This window comes from Streptomyces avidinii (assembly GCF_014650695.1).
Lineage (GTDB): Bacteria > Actinomycetota > Actinomycetes > Streptomycetales > Streptomycetaceae > Streptomyces > Streptomyces avidinii.
This window is the reverse complement of sequence record NZ_BMVL01000002.1, coordinates 810,445-831,489: the sequence shown is the minus strand read 5'-3', so window position 1 is coordinate 831,489 and position 21,045 is coordinate 810,445. Positions and strand designations below refer to the sequence as shown.

Here is a 21,045-nt window from a genome sequence, read left to right as displayed (position 1 = left end):
AGGAGACACCCCGCTACGGCCTCGACGGCGGAGTGGGAAGCGGCGTGCCGTCGAGCGCCACCAGCGACAGGACGACGATCGAGCCCGTCCAGGCCAGCGGTGCGACCGACGAGGGCAGACCGGACCTGTTCACCTTCTCGGGCAGCTCCCCGAGGGAGTTCCGCTTGGAGAGGACCCAGTCCAGCACCCGCCCCGCCTTCGCCGGCTGCCCGGTGCCGGCCCACGCGAGGGCGAAGAACGCGGTGCTGGGCGTCCAGGCGTACGCACCCCAGGGCGCCGTCGGATCGTTGCCGGGGGTGAGGCCGCCGCTCGGCAGGAGCAAGGCCCGGTACGTGCTGTCCAGCGCCCGGGGCAGGTCGGCCGGGGCCGAGTTGAAGGGCGGAGCCATGAAGGCCACCGCACTGTCCCGCCCGTGCTTCCCGTCGACGGTGCGCTGATAGCCCAGCGGGGCGAACCTCCGGGCGATCCCGGCCGAGAGACGACCGGCGGCGCGGCTCCAGCGGGCCGCGTCCCCCGGCCGGTTCAGCTCGCCGGCGAGGTCCGCGGCGGCGTTGAGCCCGGCCAGCAGGGGCGCGGCCGTACCGATGTTCGCGGTGGTCGTCATGACCTCCCAGTAGTCCGGGGAGGCCGGGGGCAGACCGTCCGCCCCCAGCGAGGCCGCGGCGCGGTCGGCCGCCTTGCGGATCATCGGGTAGAGGCCGGTCAGCCGGGCACCGCGGGTGGGGACGGGCGCCGTCCGGTACCACTGCCAGGCCGCCCAGGGGACCCAGCCGTTGGCGTCGAGCTGCCACCTCCTGGCGTCCGGCGGGCCCGATCCGTCGAGCTTCGTCCGCGCCTCCCAGGTGCCGTCCTTGCGCTGGGTCGCGGCGCTGTAGCGCAGGATCCGGTAGGCCTCGGCGTCGTGCCCGGTGTGCGCGAACGCCGCGGAGGCGAAGCTGGCGTCGCGCGGCCAGGAGTACATCCAGCCCTGGGACCAGCCCGCCGCCATCGCCCCGTTCGGCCGGAGCAGTCCGCGCATGGCCAGCAGGGCCCGCTCGGCCGCCGCGCGCTGCCCGGGCGAGCTGCCCGGCACCCGGCCGGCGGCCAGCCAGGCGCGGCTCTCCGCGATCTGCAGCCGGGCCGTCGGGTCCTCCGGCGCCACCACCGCGGACGCCGTCCGGCCGGCGGGGAGGTACTTCCACCGGCCGGAGAGCAGCCGCAGTACGTGGCTCCGCTCGACGTACTGGGCCCCCTCGGCGACGGCCGGCGGGACCCCCTCGGCGGCGGTGGCGTTGGCCAGGAGGCCGACGGTGGGGGCGAGCATCGACAGCGGCGCGTAGTTCCCCTCGGCGTCGCCATGGCTCTGGTGCCCGACGGGCCGGACGAAGAACACCGGCCGCCCCTCGCCCCCGTGGCGGCCGACCGGGCTGCCCGCGACGCACACCGGGAGGGCGACGCTCGCGAAGGACGCGGTGACGGCCGCCCACCGCACGAGCCGGGCAGCAGGCATCGCCACTCCTTCAGTCGGGCTCGCGCGCACGGCCCCCGGGGCTCCCATCGTGGGACAGCGGAGCGGAGCCCGCCACGACACACCCGCCGCCCGGGTGACCGCGGGGCCGACGGGTCGAGGAGCGGTGGCGCGCCCCCGGTTCTCGCACGGAGCAGTGGAGCAACGGTCCCGGCGGGGGCGAACACCCCCGTGACACGGGGAGAGAGACGCCGGAGCACCCGCGCGGCGGGCTGCCCGCGGATGCCGACGGACGGCGGGCCGTGCACATTGGGGTGACCGGAACCGCCGCGCGTCGCTGCGAAGGACGGGTGAATGAGCACTGCTTCGACCGAGGGCAACCGCCGGTTCGGCCGCCGGCTCCTGCCGGTCGCGGGCGGCTGCCTCGCGGCGGCGGCCGGGGCGCTGATCGCCGTCGGCTGCTTCCTCGGCCTCTACGTACGGCCCACCTCGGACGACTGGTGCGCCGCCTGGAAGTCCCGCGACCTGGGAGTCCTCGGCATCACGCACGACTTCTACACGACCCAGAACGGCCGGATCACCAACGCCTTCCTGAGCGGCATCGTCTACGGAGACGGACTCACCGGCGTGAAGATCCTGCCGACCGTCATCGTCGTCGCCCTGACCGCCGGCCTGGTCCTGCTCGGGATCCAGCTCTTCCGGCAACTCGGTCACCCACCCCGCGTGCTGCTCCTGATCGCCGGCTCCCTGGCCGTGCAGGCGCCGGTCTACTTCGGCGGAACGCGCACCTACCAGGTGCTGCTCTGGGCGCCGGCCACGATCTCCCACACCCTGCCGAGCGTCATCGGAGTGTGGGCACTCCTGCTGGCCGTCTGGACCGTCCGCCAACCGCGGGCCGGCATACGCGCGGGCGGTTTCGCCGCGGCGTTCCTCATCGGGTTCGCGATCGGCACCCTGAGCGAGTCCTTCGCCCTCGTCAGCGGTCTCCTCGCGGGCGCGCTCGCCCTGCTGACCCTGCCCCCCTTCAAGCTGGCGCGGACCTGGCACCCGTTCACCTGGTGCCTGCTGTGGTGTGCCGGGCTCGTCTGCGGTCTGACCGTGCTCTACACGTCACCCGGCGCCCGGTGGCGCCGGGCCCAGCAGCCGGCCCGGGAGTCCGTGCTCTCCGCGGGCGAACTCCGCGGCACCTACGAGGACTGGCTGCACATGTGGGACTCCGTCACCGGGCAGTGGGCCTACCTCGGAGCCGCCGCCCTCGGGGTCCTGCTGGGCCTCGCGGCGGGGATCGGTGCGTCCACGTCCGCGCCCGGGAAGCGGGAGCCGGGCCGCGCCGTCCCGCGGCGGTCCGCGCCGCAGCGATCCGTCCCGCGGGGGATGCTCGTCGCCCTGCTGCTGCTCCCGGTGCCCGTGGTCGTGCTGGGGTCGTTCGCGGTGGTGCTCGGCCTGCGCAGCGGATACGGACCGACCGGGTGGACGTACGCCCGTACCTGGACGAACTACCTCGTACCGATGGAACTCGCGCTGTGCGTCTACGGCGTGCTGCTGGGCGCGTGGGCCCGCCGGTTCCTGGCTCGACGGGGCAGTGCGGCCGTGGCGATGGCGGCGGGCGTCGCGGTCGCGACCGGACTGGCGCTGGCCTCGCTCGCCGTGCTCGTCCCGAACGTCAAGCAGCTCACCACGGCCACGGTCACCCGGGCGGTGGCCTGGGACGCCCAGAACTCCCGCATCCGGACCGAGGCCGCGGCCGGTGCCACCGACCTCGGCTACCGGCCCATGTACATCGGAAGCCTGGCCGAGCCCTTCTACACCTCCGACTACACGAGGGACTGGGTCGCGGCCTGCATCTCCGACTGGTACGGCATCGACCGGATACACCGCCTCTGAACCGGAGGCGTGGGGTCAGCTCCGTGGCACCGCGCGGGCCAGGAAGTGACCCGCGGCGTCCTCGTACTCCGCCAGGCACCAGCCCGCGGCCTCCAGCGCACGGCGCAGGTTCCCCTCGGCGAACACGTCGTCGGGGTCGAGGGGTCGTCCGTGCCGGGCGGCGCGCTCCGCTCGTCCGGCCGGCGGTCCGAGGCGTAGGCTCCTCGACCTCGCCCGGTGCCCCCGCATGCGCTCAGTACACGTCGCGGCCGTACCGCTTCGCCGCGGAGAGCTGCTTCAGGCAGGCGGCGGCCTCGTCCGCGTCGAGGCCGCCGTGCGCCATCGCGATCTCCCGCAGCGCCTGATCCACGTCCTTCGCCATCCGGCTCGCGTCACCGCACACGTAGAAGTGGGCGCCGTCCTGGAGCCAGGACCACAGCTGGGCGCCGTGCTCGCGCATGCGGTCCTGGACGTAGACCTTGGCGCGCTGGTCCCGGGAGAAGGCCAGGTCGAGCCGGGTGAGCGTGCCGTGCCGGTGGAGTTCCTCCAGCTCCTGACGGTAGTAGAAGTCGGTGGCGCGGCGCTGTTCGCCGAAGAACAGCCAGTTGCCGCCCCGGTGGCCGAGTGCCCGGCGGTGTTCCAGGAAGGCCATGAACGGGGCGATGCCGGTCCCCGGGCCGATCATGACCGCCGGGGTGTCCGCGCCCGCGGGCGGGCGGAAGTGCGCCGAGCTCTGGACGAACAGCGGTACCGGCGTGCCCGGTTCGGCGTCCGCGAGGAAAGTGGAGGCCACGCCCTTTCGGAGGTGGCCGCCCGGCCCCTCGTAGCGCAGGACCGAGACGGTCAGGCTGACCTCCTGCGGGTCGACGAGCGGGCTGGAGGAGATGGAGTAGAGCCGCGGCCGGAGGCGTCGCAGTCGCTCGGCCCACTCCTGGGCACTCAGCCGGACCGGGTACTCGGCCAGCACGTCGACGGGCCCGCGGCCCCAGGTCCACCGGGCGAGGCCGTCCTTGTTGTCGGGGCGCGTCAGCTGCTTGAGCCTGCGGTCGCCGGTGTGCTCGGTGATGAAGCGCAGCAGGTCGGGGGTGAGACGGGTGATGTCCAGGTGCCGGTGGAGCGCCTCGGTGAAGGGCATGGGGTCGCGGCCCGGTACGACGACCTCCGCGTGCGGGGACAGACCGGTGGCGGCCAGCCATTCGGTCACCAGGCCGGGGCAGTTGACCGGCTGGACCCCGAGCGCGTCGCCCGGCTCGTACGCGGGGCCGTCCTCGCCCAGGTCGAAGGTGAACCGGCGAATCTCCTTGGTGGCGCCGGGCAGACCGAGCAGCCGGTTGCCGGACAGGCGTGCGGTGTACGGGGAATTCCGGTCCGCCGCGCGTCGTGACCGCTCGGCCGCCGCCGGGGCCGGGGCGGCCGCGAGCGCCTCGCGCACCTGTACCAGCCACCGGCCCGCGGGCTCCTCGTAGTCGGGCTCGCAGTCCGCCCGGGGCAGGAGGCGATGGGCTCCGAGCTCTTCGAGGCGCTGGTCGAGCCGTCGGCCGTGGCCGCAGAAGGCGTCGTAGGAGGAGTCGCCGAGCGCGAGGACCGCGTACCGGACGTCCTGGAGGCGGGGCGCGTCGACTGCGCCCAGCAACTCCCAGAACGCGGCGCCGTTGTCCGGTGCGTCACCGTCGCCGAAGGTGCTGGTGACGACCAGCAGGTCCGTGCCGGGGGTCAGGGCGGCGGGCATGCGGTCGGCCATGCCGTGCACGACCGCCGGGGTGCCGCCCTCGGTCAGGGCCGCCGCGACGGTGGCGGCGAGGTCCTCGGCGTTGCCCGTCTGGGAGGCCCACAGGACCACGGTCTGCCGGGTCGGCGGGTCCTGGGCCGCGGGGACCTCCGCCGGGGCGGAGAGGGGAGCGGCGGCCGGGGGAGCGGCGGCCAGAGCGGTCGCCCTACGCGAGTACGTGCCGGCGAGGACCCCGTCGACCCACAGGGCGTGCCCGGCCTCGAACGGGGCGCCGGCGGGAAGCGACGGGACGCCGGTGCCGGGCGGGGCGGAGGCGAGTCCGGCGAGGAAGCCGGCGAGGTACTGGCGCTCCCGGTCGGACAGGGTGGGCGGCGTGCGGTCGTCCAGCCCGAACAGGGAGCCGAGTGCGGCGGTTGCCGGGGCGGCCGCCGCCGGGCGGGTCGGCGTCGTGCCGTCCCCTTCCGGCAGGGCCGGGGCGGGCACGGCGGCAACGGGCAGGGCCGGGGCGGGGGCCGCGACCGGGGCGGGAGCCGCGACCGGAGTGGTCGGGGGCGGCACCGGAGCCAGCGTCCTCGTCAGCGTCACCGCGCACATCTTGAAGCCGGGCTGGAAGGAGATCGGGTCGACGGCGTCGTCGGTGACGGCATTGACGCTCAGGTACTCGCCGAACAGGTCGTTCCAGTGGAAGGGGGCGAAGCAGTTCCCGGGCCGTACCCGGTCGGTGACGACAGCGGGCAGCACGGCCCGCCCGCGCCGGGAGGCCACCTCCACCCCGTCGCCCTCCGCGATCCCGAGGGCGGCCGCGTCCTGCGGGTGTACCTCCACGAACGGTCCGGGATTGAGCCTGGCCAGCTTGGCGACCTTGCCGGTCTTGGTCAGAGTGTGCCACTGGTGCTGCACGCGGCCCGTGTTGAGCACGAACGGATAGTCCTCGTCCGGGAGTTCACCGTCCGGCAGATGGGGGCGGGCGAAGAACACCGCCCGTCCCGTCGCCGTCGGGAAGACCAGCCGGGGACGGCTGCCGTCCGCGCGCTCGACCAGGGTCCTGCTGACGCCGTCATTGAGGTAGCGGACCGGATTGCGGTCCGGCCCGCCCGGGCCGGCCGGCCACTGCACCGGACCCGAGCGCAGCCGCTCGTACGTGACCCCGCGCAGGTCCCAGCCGGTCTCCGGGTTCCAGGCCTGCCGCAGTTCCTCGAAGACCTCCTCGGCGCACGTGTACGTGAAGGCCTCGGCGAACCCCATCGCGCAGGCGACATCGGCGATCAGCCGCCAGTCGGGGAGGGCCTCGCCGGGCGGGTCGGCCGCCCCCTGCACCAGGGTGAGGTTGCGCTCCGAGTTGATCATCACTCCGTCCGCCTCGGCCCAGAGGGTGGCAGGCAGGGCGATGTCGGCGTAGGCGTTGGTCTCGGTCTCCGCGAACACGTCCTGGGTGATGACCAGTTCGGCGGTCTCCAGCGCCTTGATGACGGTGCTGCGGTTGGCGACGGAGGCCACCGGATTGGTGCAGATGATCCAGCACGCCTTGATCTCACCGGCGGCCATCTTCTCGAACATCTCGATGGTGCCGCGCCCGACGTCGGTGCGCAGCGTCCCCTTCGGTATGCCCCACAGCTCCTCGACGCGCTCGCGGTCCTCCGCCACCAGGACCGAGCGCTGGCCGGGCAGCCCCGGCCCCATGTAGCCCATCTCCCGTCCGCCCATCGCGTTGGGCTGGCCGGTGAGGGAGAAGGGGCCGCTGCCCGGGCGGCAGATGGCGCCGGTGGCGAGGTGCAGGTTGACCAGGGCGTTGGTGTTCCAGGTGCCGTGGACGGACTGGTTGAGGCCCATGGTCCAGCAGCTCATCCATTCGCCCGCCTCCCCGATCCAGCGGGCGGCCAGCCGGATGTCGTCCTCCGGGATGCCGGTGATCGCGGCGACGCGTGCGGGCGCGTAGTCCTGCAGGAAGGCCGGCATGTCCTGCCAGCCCTCGGTGTGCTCGGCGATGAACTCGGGGTCGGTCCAGCCGCCCTCGACGAGCAGGCGCAGCAGACCGTTGAGCAGGGCCAGGTCGGTGCCCGGGCGGATCTGCAGGAACAGGTCGGCCTTCTCGGCGGTGGCGTTGCGCCGCGGGTCGACCACGATGAGTCGGGCGCCGGCGGTCTTGATGCGGTCCATCATCCGCAGGAAGAGGACGGGATGGCAGTCGGCCATGTTGGAGCCGATGACGAAGAAGGCGTCCGCCCGCTCGAAGTCCTCGTAGGAGCCGGGGGGCCCGTCGGCGCCGAGCGAGAGCTTGTAGCCGCTGCCGGCGCTCGCCATGCACAACCGTGAGTTGGATTCGATCCGGTTGGTCCGCAGGAAGCCCTTGGCGAGCTTGTTCGCCACGTACTGGGCCTCCAGCGACATCTGGCCGGAGACGTAGAGCGCCAGCGCGTCGGGGCCGTGCTCGTCAAGGATCCCCCGCAGGCGCGAGGCCGCCTCGGCGACGGCCGCCTTCACCGGGGCGGCCGCGGGCTCGGCGCCCCGCTCGCCGCGGACCAGCGCCGTCTCCAGCCGGCCGGGGGCAGCCAGCATGTCGGCGTGCGTGGCGCCCTTGGTGCACAGGCGCCCGGCGTTCGCGGGGTGCCGCTTGTCGCCGACCGCCCTGGACACCCTACGGCGCCCGTCGGCGCCCGTGGCGATGTCCAGGACGATCCCGCAGCCGACGCCGCAGTAGGAGCAGACCGTACGCACCTGCTGTCCCGTCGCGGCCTTTGTCTCCGCCACAGCAGACCCCCTCGCGCCACCGGCCGACACCGCTCCGCTCCGGGCCGCCGCGGCCGTGTGCAGGTCGATCCCGTTGCGGACCAACGTAGGAAGTGCCTGTTGCGCGCATGTGACGGGCGGTGCCACCGGGGGGTTACAAGCGGCTGCGCCAAGATCGCGCCGGACGGTGAGGGGCGATGGCTCAGCTCGCTGACGTCGGCGAGGGTGCTGCCGGGGGTCGCCAGGTTGAACATCCGGCGCCGGACCTCGTCAAACGGCCGGCGGGCTGCACGACGGCCGCCGGCACCCCGGCGGCCGTCCTGGCGGAGCATCCGCGCCCGTCAGTACAGCCGACCCGGTGCGACCCCCGCCTCCGCGCCCACCAGGCGGACCTGACCGGCACTGAGCCGGCTGAGCTCCTTGAGGAGAACGGCCGCGTCGGGCCCGGCGGAGTGCCGGACCGGGACCGGATCGCTCAGCCGGAGACCGCCCTCCGCGACGGGCCCGGCCATGGCGGTCAGGTCGGCGACCGGAATCCCCAGCACGATCGCGAAGTCGGCCAGCAGGTGGTGCGTGAGTTCCACGGTGCCGTGCCCGACGCCACCGATCGTGGACGGGCTCACGTACAGGCCGGCCAGCGTGTGCAAGACCCGGACGGAACCGTTCCAGTCCAGGTTCCGGTTGGCGAGCATCCGCAGGAGCACGCCGCCGAAACCCGGCGGGTACTGCTCGTACGGTCGGGGGTCCGGAACGGGTCCGGTGCGTTCCTCCTGCGGCAACGACCGTACGAAGCAGAGCACTTCGCGCCTGGCCTCCGGCGGCAACAGCACGAACTGGCGTATCAGGTAGGGGAGTGATCGCCCCGCCGTGGCGTCCAGCGGCGCGAGATCCTCCGGCACCGGTGCTCCGGCAAGGACGAAGAGGTCCGCGGCATGGACCCCGAGCGCGGGCGCGAGCCGCCGCAGCAGGTCCGGTTCCCGGGTCGCGCCCCGCAATACGGCGCGCAGCTCGTACTCCTCGACCTCCGCCCGCCGGGCGAGCCCGCCGGGGTCGATCTCTCGGTGCGCGGCCAACCGTCCCATCGGCCCGCAGGCGTCCGTATGCGTGGTCATGAGGGGAACGGTAACTCCCGTCCGTCCGGGCGGCTTCGGGTCATCGGATCCACTCGTCGCAGTACTCGATGCGGATCTCGCGCGCCTTGCCGAGGACACCGGCGTTGGAGTGGATCGTGGTGCAGAAGCGGGGGTGCCGCGGGTGGACCGGTACGTGGCCCGGGCCGTTGCGGGCGACCTCGACGAAGTGCCGGGCGGTGTCCCGGAACACCTGCGCGCTGCCCGTCATGAACAGGGTCTCGGCGTGCACGTGCTCGTGGAACAGGTCCCGGTTCTCCCGGTAGTGCCGTGACTCCAGGTGGATCAAGGGGGCGTCGGTGAGAACCGGAGCGGGCAGCGTCACCGTCTGCCGGCGCCCCGGGTCGAGCCGGGCGCGGACGTCCTTCCAGCGGGACGGGGCGAACTGCAGCGAGTGGTGCAGCAGCACGAGGTCCAGCTGCCGTGTGCCGGCTTCCGGCGGTTCGTGCGCGGGGGCGGGGTTACCGCGCATCGGCAGGTGGACCAGCGAGCGAGGGGAGGAGGCGGCGAGCGTCCACAGGCCGCCGAACAGCTTCGCGGCCTGCTGGTCGAGATAGGCGTCCAAGTGGCTGTCGTGATCGACGAGTACGGCGGCGAGCAGCGGCCGGGCCGGCCGGATGACCTTGTATTCCACTGGGCCGAACCGGGCCCGGTGGATGGTGACCGGAAGCTTCACGCGCTACGCCGCGTCTTCGCATCGGCGCCGGCCCGGATGACGCCGTCGACGGCCAGGCAGATCCCGAAGACCCGGTCGTGGCCGGTCCAGCCGTTCACCCGGCCCCGGTTGTTGCTGATCCGGACCCGCTTCCTCACCGGGTCCACGGCGGACACCAGGTGCAGGTACACCGTCCCGGCGACACGGGCGAGCACGATGTCCCCCACCTCCAGCTTCGACGGGTCGGCCGGAGCGACCACCACCTGCTGGCGACTGCGTATCAGCGGAACCATGGAGGAGCCGGTGGGCCGGAACTCCACGGTGGCTCCGCCGGCCACCCTGCCGGCCACTGCGTTCATTGCACCCATTCGAGGATGCTGGCAGACCGGGCCGCAGGGGCCCATCGATTTTTCTCCCGGTCCGGGTACGGCTGCCGCCCGGTGTGTCTGCGGCGGTCCCCTCCGGGCGGCGGGTATGGATGGTGGGAACGGTGTCGGGGACGAGAGTGGGGAGTGGCGCGTGGCGGCCATGGTGGGACTGTTCTGGGTCACTCCGGACGCGGTGTACGTGGGCTCGCCGCCGAACGGAATCGGGGTCGGCGTCCGGCTGACCGCCGACGGGCTGGAGGCCCTGGACCCCGACGGTCCCCGGGCGTGGACGTGGGAAGGGCTGCGTTCCGCGGTGATCGAGGGCGTGCCCAGCGAGACCCCTGCGGGCCGCACGTCGAAGCTCCTCGGGTCGGTGGTCTCGGCCGCGATCGGCACCTTCCTCGGCGAGGGACCGCCGGAGATGACGCTGCGGTTGGCGACGGGCGACGGTTCGCAGGAGGTCACGGTGTACTCGGCGGCGGCCGGAGGCTACCTCGCCGAGGAGGCCCGGCTCTCCCAGGATCTGCTCGACCGCTTCGTGGCGGGCACCGCCGACCTGCGGGCCGTCGAGACGTGGGGCCGGGAGCACGCCCTGGAGGGCACCCCGGAGCCGAGCGCCCGGCAGGCCCTGCTGCGCACCTGGGCCCAGGTGTAGCCGGGACGGGTCTCGGGGCACCCCGAAGCGCGTGCGTCAGGGTGCCGACGACTCCTGCAGATAGGCGGCGATCAGAGCCAGGTCGTTGGCGATGGACAGGACCTCGGTGGGGTCGGCGCCCGGCGTGGAGGCGCCGTTGACGCCCGCGTAGAAGGTGTCGAAGCGGCCGTCGCCCTTGTCCAGGTAGCCCGCGATCGTGATGGCGCCGACGGCCAGCCGGTCGTTGAGGGCGTCCCCGCCGACGGCCGCGCCGGTCTTCGCGAACACCTTCCCCCGGGCCGGACAATTGCGGCAGTTCTCGGCCAGCAGGCCGTCGACACCCAGGACGGGCAGGGCCTCCCGGAACATCCGCGCATCGGGGCCGTGCTGCCAGTACGTCAGCATCTGCACCAGCACCTGCGGCGTGGCCCGGTCGGCGGGGTTGCCGCCCCGGCCGTCCATGAGCTGCGCCTGCTCACGGTCGACGCCCGCCCGGTCGAGGAAGCCGGCGAGCACCGGGAAGCCGGCCGGGCACTGGTTGCTGTCCGCCGTGACGGCCAGCAGACAGATGCCGAGGTTGGCGCCCAGGTTGTGGCTGACCTTCAGGATCAGCTTCGCGTACTGGGCGTACGGCGGGGAGGTGTACGCGGCCACCCGCGGCCGCCCGTCGTAGTCGCGCGGCAGCCGCGCGACCGGGTTGGGGCCCGACGGGTCCGCCGTGACGTGCACTCCGGCACGTTCGAGCGCCTCGATCAGTGCGACGCGTCCGAAGGCGGCCGGGTCGCCGATGGGAGAGGTGCGCAGCAGCGGCTCGGCGTCCGCGGCGATCGTCCCCGTCAGCCGGATCCGGGTGCCGCCGTCGGTGGCCGTCACCGTGACCGCGGTGGGCTTCCCGGCCGCCACGGTCTTCACCGTCGAGCTGACCCGGTACGGAGCCACCTTCGGCCGCCAGTCCAGCTCGGCGTCCGCGCCGGCCCGGTCCCCGGGCGTGGTCATCAGGTCGATCAGGTTGTCGTTGATGATCAGGGGCGTCGGCGTGGGGACGAGCTCCGGGTCGGGGAGGAACAGTCGGCTGTCGACGATCACGTCGCCGTCGACGCGGGTGATGCCGGCGTCGCGCACCTGCCGGGCCAGCCGGTCGATCCCGGCGAGGGGGTTCTCCGGGGTGAGGGTGGCGCCGGGGAAGTCGTTGGCGTAGGTGTGGTCGAGATCGGTGTACGCAACCGTGCCGTCGGGGCGCGTCCGGCCGCCCATGGTGAGGTCGCCCTGGGCCACCAGGTCGAGGTCGCCGGTCAGCGTGGCGCCGTCGCGCTCGCCGACCGCGTAGACGGGGGTCACGAAGCGGTGGCCGGCGCCGAGCGTCTGCCACGGGCCCGAGACGCTGAGCAGTTTGGCCGTCGATCCGGGGATGAAGAACTGCTCGGGGAAGAGGCTGTGCACCACGCGGCCGGTGTCCGGATCGGTCTGCAACAGCCCCCACTGGGCATTGCGGTACTCCGGCTTCCGCATGATCGCCGTGATGCGCGGGTCGAGCCCGCCGAGGCCCTTGTCGCCGGATGCGGAGGACGAGGGCGGCGCCGTCGGTGAGGACGGTGGCGTCGTCGGTGTGGGCGGGTCCGTGCCGGCCGCCGTCCCTTGGGCGAGCGCCACGAACAGCAGGGCGGCGCAGGCTGCGGCCCCGGCGCGCCGCAGCCGTGCGGGGTGGATCGGTCCGCTCACAGCGCGCTCCGTTCGTCGCGGCTGTCTCCTCCCGAGGCCAAGCAACAGGGTGGCACGGCCGGGGCGCCGGGGCGCGTCGGGCGGGGTTCATTCCTCGGTGGGCAGCCAGCAGCCGTGCAGACCGAGCGGGACACGGACGGGGATGCGGGCGCGGGCCACCGGGCCGGAGGCGGGGTCCTCGGCGGGTACGACCAGGAACCAGCTGGACCCGTCGGTACGGTCGGTGGCGAAGGTCAGCCAGTGGCCGCGTTCCTCGGCGCCGGAGGGGTCGGTGGAGCCGGGGGAGCCGCCGGGCTCGGGGGCGAAGACCGGCTCGCCGACCGAGAGGTTCCCGGCCGACCAGACGCGGGAGGTGCCCGTCTCGCTGTCGTACCAGCGCACGGCGTCGTACTCGCCCGGCAGCAGGTCGGTCCGCCCGGTCTCGGTGGCCAGCGCGGTGTACCGGTGGCGTCGGCCGATGCGCCGGTCGTCGACCCGCGGGAACTCCACCCGGGAGTCGTCCAGCAGGGTGCGGGCCATGCTCCCCGCGACCGGGTCGATGCGCGCCCGTACCAGACCACCGCTGACCGGATCGTTGTCGTCCTCCGCACCGCCGAGCATCAGCCGGCTCCACTGCACGTAGTCGAGGACCACCGGGGCGTCCGCGCCGGGGCCGTCGTCGTACGCGTTGACCGTGTGCCACACCCAGAACGCCTCGTCGGACGCCCAGCGCAGCGGCCCGCCGTCGCGCGGGATCAGTGCCACGCGGGTGCCGCGCTCGGGGCGCCAGGACAGGAAGGAACCGCCCGCCATCGCCGCGGCCAGGTCGAAGAAGGCCGGGGCGAGGACGAGGACGGCGTAGCGGTCGGTCAGCGCCATGTCGTGGATCATCATCGGCTCGTCCACCCCGTCGACGGGGGTGGGCCCGCGGCCGACCGCGCCATGGCGGTCTATCACGGACCAGGTCAGATAGGGCGGCTCCAGGCCGTAGCAGAAGACCACCATCTCGCCCGTGACCGGGTCGATCTTGGGGTGGGCGGTGATACCCGCGGGCAGGGCCCCGCCGAAGGACTCGCGACCGAGCGTCGCCAGCTCGCTGTCCACGCGGAAGGGGCAGGCCGATTCGGCGAGGGCCAACAGGCGGCCGGCGTGCCGGACCACGTTGATGTCGGGCAGGTCCCGGAAGGTGCCGGCGAGCTCCGGTCCCACCTGGTCGGAGTCCGGCATGATCATCGATTCGAGCCCGCCCCACAGGGCGCGGCCGGCCCGTTCCTCGGCCAGCAGCGCGGGGGTGCGTACGAAGCGGTTGCGGTAACGGGCCCGCCCACCGGAGAGCCACACGCCGTGCAGCATGCCGTCCCCGTCGATGGGATACAGGTACGAGCCGATCGGCGTGAAGCGCGGGTTGGGGCCGTTGCGCAGGTACAGGCCGTCCAGGGTGTCCGGCAGCTCGCCCGTCACCTCCAGGTCCGCGACGTCGACCTCCTCGGACACGGGCGCGAAGGTCCCGAGGAGGTGGGGAACGCGGGTGGGGTCGAAGCGGGGTCGCACGTGCGTGTTCACGGGGCCTCCCGGGGTCCGCGGTCCGTACGCCGGAGTACTTGTACGCCACTTTCCAGTGAAACGCGCGTCGAGCGGGCCTGCCAGACGGTCCGGAATGCGGCCGGCCGCGGGCGCTCGCAGGATGGGGAACGAGGCGGGTACCGGCGCCGGCACACCGGTGCCCCGTTCCGTACCGTGTGGAGGCCCGATGGCTGCTGCGGACCGTACCGATGGCAAGGCCCCGAGCGCCGGCCGCTCCGGCATCTTCCTGGGGTTCGCGCCGTGGATCATCTTCGACGTGGTGGCGGGCCCCAGTACCTGGAAACTGGCCGCGCTCACCGCGCTGATCGCCTCACTGGTGCTGAACCTGCCCGACATGCGGCGGGGCAGCCTCAAGGTGCTGGAGGTCACCGGCATGGTGTTCTTCGCCACCATCTCGATCCTGGCGCTGATGCTCGACCGGCAGGACCTGCTCTGGCTGGAGACGTACGCCCAGACCCTGGCGAGCGCGGTGATCGCCGCCGTGGCGCTCGGATCGCTGGCCTTCACGCCCTTCACCGAGCAGTACGCGCGCGAGCAGGTGCCGCGCGAGCACTGGGACTCGCCGCTGTTCCGCCGGACGAACCGGGTACTGACCGCCGTGTGGGGCGGGGTGTTCGTGCTCATCGCGGTCTTCGGCCTGCTCGCCGTGCGGGCCGGGCACCACGGGGACTGGCTGAACTGGGTCGTCCCCGTCGTCCTGCTGGTACTCGCCGTGAAGTTCACCGCGTGGTACCCGGACCACGTCCGCGCGGGCGCGCGGGACACGGGACGGGTGGCCTGAACCTCAGGTGGAGGTGAAGAGTTCCGCGTGCGCGCCGTCGAGGAGGAACCCGTTGTCGAAGCGGACGCGGACGCTCACGCGCAGCTTCTGCGCCTGGTGGGCGATCCACGCGGGTTCCAGCGAGGCGACGTTCTCCTGAAGTCGCTTCCTGCTCGCTTCCGGCATCTGGTGCCCGAAGGACTCGAGGAGCGACGTGAGCCGCTCGTACTCCACGACGTCCTTGCCGCTGTGCCGCTCGTGCTCGTCCACCCGCTCGACGGTGCCCTCGGTGCCGGCCGCGAGGGCCAGGAAGCCGGCGACGGTCTCCCCCTCCGGCGTGACCGGACCGGTCGACAGCCTGAGGTCGGCGGCCAGCCGCACCCGGATGCCCACCCTGAGGCCTTCGTTCAACGTCATCGATCCTTCATCTCCCCGGTCGGGGCACGAGCCTATCGGTGGCCCCGCCCGCCGCCCCGGCCGGCACCGCTCGGCCCGGCCGGGGCGGGGGCGAGCCGCGGCACCTCGTCCTCGGTGGTGCGCAGCGCGGGCCGTACGGTCGTCAGCCGCGGGCCGCAAGGTGGTCGGCGACGGCCTCGTGGGTCAGGTGGAGGCCCGATCGCAGCACGGCGTCGTGCCGGGTGGGGTGGGCCGTGCGGTGGGCGAGGTCCAGGCCGCGGGCGCGGTCGAGGTCCGCGGCCACCGCGGCACTGTCCTCGCCGCGCAGGGCGGCGTCCACGGTCCGGGCGGTGGCCCGGACCAGAGGGGCGAGGTCGCGCAGGGCGGCGTCCGGCCCGGGAGACGATGCGGTGTCCGGCGCGGGAGGCGGAGCGGGGCCGTCGGTCCGGGCGCGCTCCCGGAGTTCCTGGGTGAAGTACTGGAGGGTGAGCGCGGTCCGGGCGGCGAGCCTGAGCCGCTCCTCCAGCCCGTCCGGCGGCCGGGCGGGCGTACGGAGGTACAGCCGGGGGAGCCGGGTGCGTCGAGCGGCCCGCTCACAGGCCGCGAGGCCGTTCCGCGGCCTCAGCCACAGCTGTGCATCCTCGGGGGTGCCTCGGGCGGTGGGAGGTCCGCCGGCGCCGAGCCGGGCGGCGACCGTACCGAGGAGGCCGTCGAGGCCGCCCCGGTACGTGTCGAGGCCGGCCGCGGCCGACCGGTAGGGGTCCGGTGGCCACAGCAGCGGCCCCAGCAGGACGACGGCGGCGATGCCGACGGCGCTCTCCGCCAGGCGGGCGAGGGCGTAGCCGGGGACGGCGGTCGCGTAGATCACCAGCGCGGTGATCAGGACCTGCTGGTTGGGGGCACCGCCCCGGTACATCAGGTACATGCCCGCGCAGCCGCAGGCCAGTACGGCGAGGAAGGACACCGAGGCCGCCCAGGACACCGAGGTCACCGAGGAGCCCGTGGGCGGCGGCAGCCAGTGCAGCACGAACGTGGTCAGCGCCACGCCCACGACGACGCCCACGAGCCGGTCCCGCCCCCTGCGCGGGGCGTCGTACACGTCCTCGCGGAGGATCAGTACGGCCGGCAGGGCGGCCGGCACCGGAACCGTGCTCGTGCCCCACCACAGACAGAGGAACCAGGGCACGGCGGCGCAGACGGCCAGGCGGGCGGCGGAGCGCAGGCGTGCGCGGGGCGGCGGGTCGAGCGGGACGGAGACCGTACCGGGCATGGCGGACATCGTAGGCCGTGCGGCCGACCGCGACGCCATCGACGGGACGGCCGGGCCCACCTATGATTCCGACGCGCCACGCACCTCGAACACTCATACCCACAACGGGTGATGGCGGCCTCCGGACCCGTACCGGGACGCCGCCCCCGCCCGACGAGTTCGGAGGTCCTGTTGAGCACATCCACCCGCACCCCGCGCACCTCGCGCAGACTGGCGGCACTGGCCGTCGGCCTGACCGCCGTCCTGGCAGCGTCGGTCGGTCCGTCCTTCGCCGCGCCGCACCCGTCCACCGGCCCGGCGGTGACGCGCGCGGCGGCTGCCGCCGCCCCGTCCGTGGTCAACCCGGGCAACCAGGTGTCCCTCCAGTACGACCACGCGTACTTACCGATGACCGCCACCGGCGGCGCGGCCCCCTACACCTGGTCGGCGGTCAACCTGCCCACCGGTGCCTCGATCAACTCCTCGACCGGCCTGATCTCGGGCCTCCTGCGCGGCAGCGGCGTCCGTACGGTGACCGTCACGGCCAAGGACACCACCGGCGCGGCCGCCTCCACCACCTTCACCTGGCGCGTGATCCGCGACGCCTGCCCCCGCTGCTGACCCGCCGCCCGGCGCCCTCCCGATCGCGGGCAGGGGCGCCGGGCCGTACTCCTCGGGCAGGATGGGCGGATGCGTACGACGGAACCGGTGACGAGGGCGGAGGCGCTGGCCGCCGCGGGCGAGCGGCGCATCCTGGGCATCGCCGGGCCCCCGGGAGCCGGAAAGTCGGCACTGGCCGCCCGGATCGCGGACGCGCTCGGGCCGGATCGGGCCGTGGTGGTCCCGATGGACGGCTTCCATCTCGCCGGGGCCGAGTTGGACCGGCTGGGCCGCGCCGGCCGCAAGGGCGCCCCGGACACCTTCGACGCCGCCGGCTACGTCGCCCTGCTGCGGCGGCTGCGGGCACCGCAGGGGCCCACGGTGTACGCGCCCGCCTTCGACCGCTCGCTGGAGGAGCCGATCGCCGGCAGCATCCCCGTCGCCCCGGACGTACCCCTGGTGATCACCGAGGGGAACTACCTGCTGCACGACGCGGGGGAGTGGGCCTCGGTACGGCCACTGCTGGACGAGGCCTGGTACCTCGCCCCCGCCGAGGACCTGCGCCTGGACCGGCTGATCGACCGTCACGTGCGGCACGGCAAGGACCCCGCGCACGCGCGTGCGTGGGTGGCCCGCTCGGACGAACCCAACGCCCGGCTCGTCGGCCTGGGCCGCCACCGCGCCGACCTCGTCCTCGACGCCGGCTGACGGCGCCCGGCCGAGCGCGCGCGGCCGAGCGCGCCCGGCGACGGGCGCGGTGATCGGGCCCGTCCGCTCTCGTGCCAACACCCGTGCACCATAAGGAAAGTCGGGCAGCCCGGGCGTACGCGGTGACGACCGGCGCGGCTTCGGCCGCTCCGACCAGAACGAGGTCCTCACGCCCTCGACCTGCGCGACGCCGCCCTGGAAGCGGGCCTCAGGGGCCGCGCCAGATATTGGCGAACGCCGCGTTCTCGATGGTCCGCCGCTGGCGGACGGCCTCCAGTTCCATCACCGCGTCGCTGACGACGGCCAGCACGGTCGTCACGGCCTCGTCGCCCGGGCGCGGTTCGGCCTCGGGATCGTCGCTGCGGATGCCCACGACCGAGGCGAGGGCGGCGAGGACGGGCTCGTCCTCCTCCTGGCGGCCCAGCGCCCGGCGGCGGGCGGGCGTATCGGCCACCTCCATGCGGTCGTTCCCGAAGGGCAGCAGGCCGCGCCGTCCCCGCGTCAGCTCACCGGCTTCCTCCAGAGCGGCCTGGTACGCCGCGGACAGGTCACGGCCACGGCGCCACAGCCACTCGTCGACCCGCTCGTAGGGCGTCCGGCGGGTGAGCGCCGACGCGGCCTCGTCCAGCAGGGGGTCGTGCAGTTCCGGCTGTGCGCCCGGCACGATGCGGTCGCCGTCCAGGGAGGCGGCCTGCGCGTCGAGGAGATCGATCAGCTCGGCTCCCGCGAGGGCGAGCGACAGGTCGCCCTGCCCGACGGAACGGTCCGGCGGCGGGTCCATCGCGATGATGAACAGGTCTTTCGCCGTGCTCATGAACGGCTCCCCTCGGAGTCATCGGAAGGCGCGGATACCGGCGGGGGCCAGCCGACCGGTGGGACCGGCTGATCACCTTCCTATGGTCGCACCAACGCCCGCGACGCCCTTCCGGTTCCCGGATCCACCCGGTAGGCCCACTCGTCCAGCAGCGGCTGGCCGACACAGCCGCCGGGCGGTCGAGGAGCGGGAGCGGGTGAGCCGCGTCTCACCTGAGCACTGCCGCTTGTCTATGCAACGAGTTGCATAGAAAGATCGTGGCATGGCGCTCGACCACGCGATCCTCGTCTCCCTGCTGGAGAAGCCGGGCTCCGGCTACGAGCTGGCCCGCCGGTTCGACCGGTCCATCGGCTACTTCTGGACCGCCACCCACCAGCAGATCTACCGCGTCCTGGCGCGCATGGAGGGCGACGGGCTGCTCGCCGTCCGCGAGGTGCCGCAGCAGGGCCGGCCGGACAAGAAGGAGTACTCCGTGGCCGGCCCCGGCCGCTCCGCCCTCGCCGGGTGGCTGCACGAGCCGATCGAACCCGAGAGCCTGCGCCACGACCTCGCGGTCAAGATCCGCGGCGTGGCCTTCGACGACCCGGCAGCGCTCGTCCAGGAGGTCGAGCGGCACCACCGGGCGCACAGCGACCGGCTGGCCCGCTACCTCGCCGGTGAACTGCGCGACTTCACCGGGCCGGACGCCCCCGCACCGCTCGACGCCGGTCAGGAGCTCCAGCACGTCGTACTGCGCGGCGGCATCGCGTACGAGCGGATGACGATCGCCTGGCTCGACGACGTCCTCGCCACCCTGCACCGGCTCGGCGGGACCGCGCCGACCGCCACCGCCTGAACCGCACGGCCGCACCGCCGCACCCGCCGCATCGCCCCTCCACGCGCCCGACCCCAACCCCTCGGAAGGTGAACCTCCATGGCAGACGCCCTGCTCTTCAACCCGCACACCTACGACCCGGCGCACTTCGACCCCGAGACCCGCAGGCTGCTGCGCGCCACCGTCGACTGGTTCGAGAGCCGCGGCAAGCGCCGGCTGATCGAGGACTACCGCTCCCGCGCGTGGCTGGCGGACTTCCTCGCGTTCTCCGCGAAGGAGGGCCTCTTCGCGACCTTCCTCACCCCGGCCACCGCCGCCGGCGAGGGGGAGTCCGACAAGCGCTGGGACACCGCCCGGATCGCGGCCCTGAACGAGATCTTCGGCTTCTACGGCCTCGACTACTGGTACGCCTGGCAGGTCACCATCCTCGGCCTCGGTCCGGTCTGGCAGAGCGACAACGCCGAGGCCCGCGAGCGCGCCGCGCAGCTCCTCTCCGAGGGCGAGGTGTTCGCCTTCGGCCTGTCCGAGAAGACCCACGGCGCCGACATCTACTCCACCGACATGCTGCTGCAGCCGTACGTCGACGAAGACGGTGCCGGCGGATTCCGCGCCACCGGCTCCAAGTACTACATCGGCAACGGCAACGCCGCCGGCCTCGTCTCGGTCTTCGGCCGCCGCACCGACATCGAGGGCCCCGACGGCTACGTCTTCTTCGCCGCCGACAGCCGTCACGCGGCCTACCACCTGGTGAAGAACGTCGTCGACTCCTCCAAGTACGTCAGCGAGTTCCGCCTCGACGACTACCCGGTCCGTGCCGAGGACGTCCTGCACACCGGCCGGGCCGCCTTCGACGCCGCCCTGAACACCGTCAACGTCGGCAAGTTCAACCTCTGCACCGCCTCCATCGGCATCTGCGAGCACGCGATGTACGAGGCCGTCACCCACGCGCACAACCGCGTCCTCTACGGCCGCCCCGTCACCGCCTTCCCGCACGTCCGCCGGGAGCTGGCCGACGCGTACGTCCGCCTGGTCGGGATGAAGCTCTTCAGCGACCGCGCCGTCGACTACTTCCGTACCGCCGGCCCGGACGACCGCCGGTACCTGCTCTTCAACCCGATGACGAAGATGAAGGTGACCACGGAGGGCGAGAAGGTCATCGACCTGATGTGGGACGTCATCGCCGCCAAGGGCTTCGAGAAGGACAACTACTTCGCGCAGGCGGCCATCGAGATCCGGGGCCTGCCCAAGCTGGAGGGCACGGTCCACGTCAACCTCGCCCTGATCCTGAAGTTCATGCACAACCACCTGCTCAACCCGGTCGAGTACCCCGAGGTGCCGACCCGTCTCGACGCGGCCGACGACGCCTTCCTGTTCCAGCAGGGACCGGCCCGCGGCCTGGGCTCCGTACGCTTCCACGACTGGCGGACCGCCTACGACGCGTACGCCGCCGTGCCGAACGTGGCCCGGTTCCGCGAGCAGGCCGACGCCCTCTGCGCGTTCGTGGCCACCGTCGCGCCGGACGAGGAGCAGAGCCGTGACCTCGACTTCCTGCTCTCCGTGGGCCAGCTGTTCGCGCTGGTCGTCTACGGACAGCTGGTCCTGGAGCAGGCCCGCCTGACGGACCTGGACGAGTCCGTGCTCGACGAGCTGTTCTCCGTGCTCGTCCGCGACTTCTCCGGCCACGCCGTCGAGCTGTACGGCAAGGACTCCGCCACCGCGGCCCAGCAGGACTGGGCGCTCGCCGCGGTCCGGCGTCCGGTCGTCGACGAGGCGCGCGCGGCGCGCGTCTGGGCACGGGTCGAGGCGCTGTCCGGCACGTACGAGATGGCCCCGTAGGGAAGCGGTTCCGGGGGACCGGCGCCGGCGGGC

The 21,045-nt window shown here is 73.5% G+C and carries 17 protein-coding genes; 7 read left to right on the top strand and 10 right to left on the bottom strand.

Features of this window, described 5'->3' with window-relative positions:
* Positions 1–13 precede the first annotated feature (13 nt).
* On the bottom strand, positions 14–1,489 hold the full coding sequence (locus IE257_RS08140; RefSeq protein ID WP_189966091.1) for a glycoside hydrolase family 15 protein: 1,476 nt from the start codon (positions 1,487–1,489) through the stop codon (positions 14–16).
* A gap of 312 nt (positions 1,490–1,801) precedes the next feature.
* Here IE257_RS08140 and IE257_RS08135 point away from each other — a divergent pair, with 312 nt between their 5' ends.
* Positions 1,802–3,331 (top strand): hypothetical protein, encoded by a 1,530-nt coding sequence (locus tag IE257_RS08135; RefSeq protein ID WP_189966089.1) that lies wholly within the window; start codon positions 1,802–1,804, stop codon positions 3,329–3,331.
* 232 nt (positions 3,332–3,563) lie between these two features.
* Here IE257_RS08135 and IE257_RS08130 read toward each other — a convergent pair whose 3' ends face one another.
* The 4 genes from IE257_RS08130 to IE257_RS08115 all read right to left on the bottom strand — a co-directional run bounded on the left by IE257_RS08130 (position 3,564) and on the right by IE257_RS08115 (position 9,910).
* Complete coding sequence (locus tag IE257_RS08130) at positions 3,564–7,787, bottom strand: bifunctional nitrate reductase/sulfite reductase flavoprotein subunit alpha (RefSeq protein ID WP_229920193.1); 4,224 nt, start codon at positions 7,785–7,787, stop codon at positions 3,564–3,566.
* Between the two features lie 320 nt (positions 7,788–8,107).
* Positions 8,108–8,878 (bottom strand): hypothetical protein, encoded by a 771-nt coding sequence (locus IE257_RS08125; RefSeq protein WP_189966088.1) that lies wholly within the window; start codon positions 8,876–8,878, stop codon positions 8,108–8,110.
* 40 nt (positions 8,879–8,918) lie between these two features.
* The gene (locus tag IE257_RS08120; protein ID WP_189966086.1) at positions 8,919–9,572 is read right to left on the bottom strand and encodes a hypothetical protein; all 654 of its coding nucleotides are present in this window, start codon (positions 9,570–9,572) and stop codon (positions 8,919–8,921) included.
* Positions 9,569–9,910 (bottom strand): S26 family signal peptidase, encoded by a 342-nt coding sequence (locus tag IE257_RS08115; protein ID WP_229920192.1) that lies wholly within the window; start codon positions 9,908–9,910, stop codon positions 9,569–9,571. The genes IE257_RS08120 and IE257_RS08115 overlap by 4 nt, the downstream gene beginning before the upstream one ends.
* Before the next feature lie 160 nt (positions 9,911–10,070).
* Between IE257_RS08115 and IE257_RS08110 the strand changes: the two genes are divergently transcribed.
* Positions 10,071–10,574 (top strand): hypothetical protein, encoded by a 504-nt coding sequence (locus tag IE257_RS08110; protein ID WP_189966083.1) that lies wholly within the window; start codon positions 10,071–10,073, stop codon positions 10,572–10,574.
* Positions 10,575–10,610: 36 nt separating this feature from the next.
* On the opposite strand, the gene dacB is transcribed toward IE257_RS08110, so the two are convergent.
* Both dacB and IE257_RS08100 read right to left on the bottom strand, forming a co-directional pair.
* Entirely contained in the window at positions 10,611–12,272 is a 1,662-nt protein-coding gene (gene dacB, locus IE257_RS08105) for a D-alanyl-D-alanine carboxypeptidase/D-alanyl-D-alanine endopeptidase (protein WP_229920191.1), read from the bottom strand.
* A gap of 87 nt (positions 12,273–12,359) precedes the next feature.
* On the bottom strand, positions 12,360–13,814 hold the full coding sequence (locus IE257_RS08100; RefSeq protein WP_229920190.1) for a carotenoid oxygenase family protein: 1,455 nt from the start codon (positions 13,812–13,814) through the stop codon (positions 12,360–12,362).
* A gap of 187 nt (positions 13,815–14,001) precedes the next feature.
* On the opposite strand from IE257_RS08100, the gene IE257_RS08095 reads away from it, so the two are divergent.
* The gene (locus IE257_RS08095; protein WP_189966081.1) at positions 14,002–14,616 is read left to right on the top strand and encodes a DUF3159 domain-containing protein; all 615 of its coding nucleotides are present in this window, start codon (positions 14,002–14,004) and stop codon (positions 14,614–14,616) included.
* Positions 14,617–14,619: 3 nt separating this feature from the next.
* On the opposite strand, the gene IE257_RS08090 is transcribed toward IE257_RS08095, so the two are convergent.
* Entirely contained in the window at positions 14,620–15,012 is a 393-nt protein-coding gene (locus IE257_RS08090; RefSeq protein WP_189966080.1) for a hypothetical protein, read from the bottom strand.
* Between the two features lie 142 nt (positions 15,013–15,154).
* A complete protein-coding gene (locus IE257_RS08085; protein WP_189966079.1) occupies positions 15,155–16,261 on the bottom strand; it encodes an aromatic acid exporter family protein in 1,107 nt (368 codons plus the stop codon).
* 171 nt (positions 16,262–16,432) lie between these two features.
* Between IE257_RS08085 and IE257_RS08080 the strand changes: the two genes are divergently transcribed.
* On the top strand, positions 16,433–16,861 hold the full coding sequence (locus tag IE257_RS08080; RefSeq protein ID WP_229920189.1) for an Ig domain-containing protein: 429 nt from the start codon (positions 16,433–16,435) through the stop codon (positions 16,859–16,861).
* Positions 16,862–16,930: 69 nt separating this feature from the next.
* On the top strand, positions 16,931–17,548 hold the full coding sequence (locus IE257_RS08075) for a nucleoside/nucleotide kinase family protein (protein ID WP_189966078.1): 618 nt from the start codon (positions 16,931–16,933) through the stop codon (positions 17,546–17,548).
* 208 nt (positions 17,549–17,756) lie between these two features.
* Here IE257_RS08075 and IE257_RS08070 read toward each other — a convergent pair whose 3' ends face one another.
* Entirely contained in the window at positions 17,757–18,362 is a 606-nt protein-coding gene (locus IE257_RS08070) for a GOLPH3/VPS74 family protein (RefSeq protein ID WP_189966077.1), read from the bottom strand.
* A 262-nt stretch (positions 18,363–18,624) separates the two neighbouring features.
* Here IE257_RS08070 and IE257_RS08065 point away from each other — a divergent pair, with 262 nt between their 5' ends.
* Complete coding sequence (locus IE257_RS08065) at positions 18,625–19,197, top strand: PadR family transcriptional regulator (protein WP_189966076.1); 573 nt, start codon at positions 18,625–18,627, stop codon at positions 19,195–19,197.
* Between the two features lie 78 nt (positions 19,198–19,275).
* On the top strand, positions 19,276–21,012 hold the full coding sequence (locus tag IE257_RS08060) for an acyl-CoA dehydrogenase family protein (RefSeq protein ID WP_189966075.1): 1,737 nt from the start codon (positions 19,276–19,278) through the stop codon (positions 21,010–21,012).
* The last annotated feature ends 33 nt before the right edge of the window (positions 21,013–21,045 follow it).

Coding starts and splice junctions, on each gene's coding strand:
- IE257_RS08140 (WP_189966091.1), bottom strand. CDS start 1,489: ATGCCTGCTGCCCGGCTCGTGCGGTGGGCGGCCGTCACCGCGTCCTTC.
- IE257_RS08135 (WP_189966089.1), top strand. CDS start 1,802: ATGAGCACTGCTTCGACCGAGGGCAACCGCCGGTTCGGCCGCCGGCTC.
- IE257_RS08125 (WP_189966088.1), bottom strand. CDS start 8,878: ATGACCACGCATACGGACGCCTGCGGGCCGATGGGACGGTTGGCCGCG.
- IE257_RS08115 (WP_229920192.1), bottom strand. CDS start 9,910: ATGAACGCAGTGGCCGGCAGGGTGGCCGGCGGAGCCACCGTGGAGTTC.
- IE257_RS08095 (WP_189966081.1), top strand. CDS start 14,002: ATGGCTGCTGCGGACCGTACCGATGGCAAGGCCCCGAGCGCCGGCCGC.
- IE257_RS08090 (WP_189966080.1), bottom strand. CDS start 15,012: ATGACGTTGAACGAAGGCCTCAGGGTGGGCATCCGGGTGCGGCTGGCC.
- IE257_RS08085 (WP_189966079.1), bottom strand. CDS start 16,261: ATGCCCGGTACGGTCTCCGTCCCGCTCGACCCGCCGCCCCGCGCACGC.
- IE257_RS08075 (WP_189966078.1), top strand. CDS start 16,931: ATGCGTACGACGGAACCGGTGACGAGGGCGGAGGCGCTGGCCGCCGCG.
- IE257_RS08070 (WP_189966077.1), bottom strand. CDS start 18,362: ATGAGCACGGCGAAAGACCTGTTCATCATCGCGATGGACCCGCCGCCG.
- IE257_RS08065 (WP_189966076.1), top strand. CDS start 18,625: ATGGCGCTCGACCACGCGATCCTCGTCTCCCTGCTGGAGAAGCCGGGC.
- IE257_RS08060 (WP_189966075.1), top strand. CDS start 19,276: ATGGCAGACGCCCTGCTCTTCAACCCGCACACCTACGACCCGGCGCAC.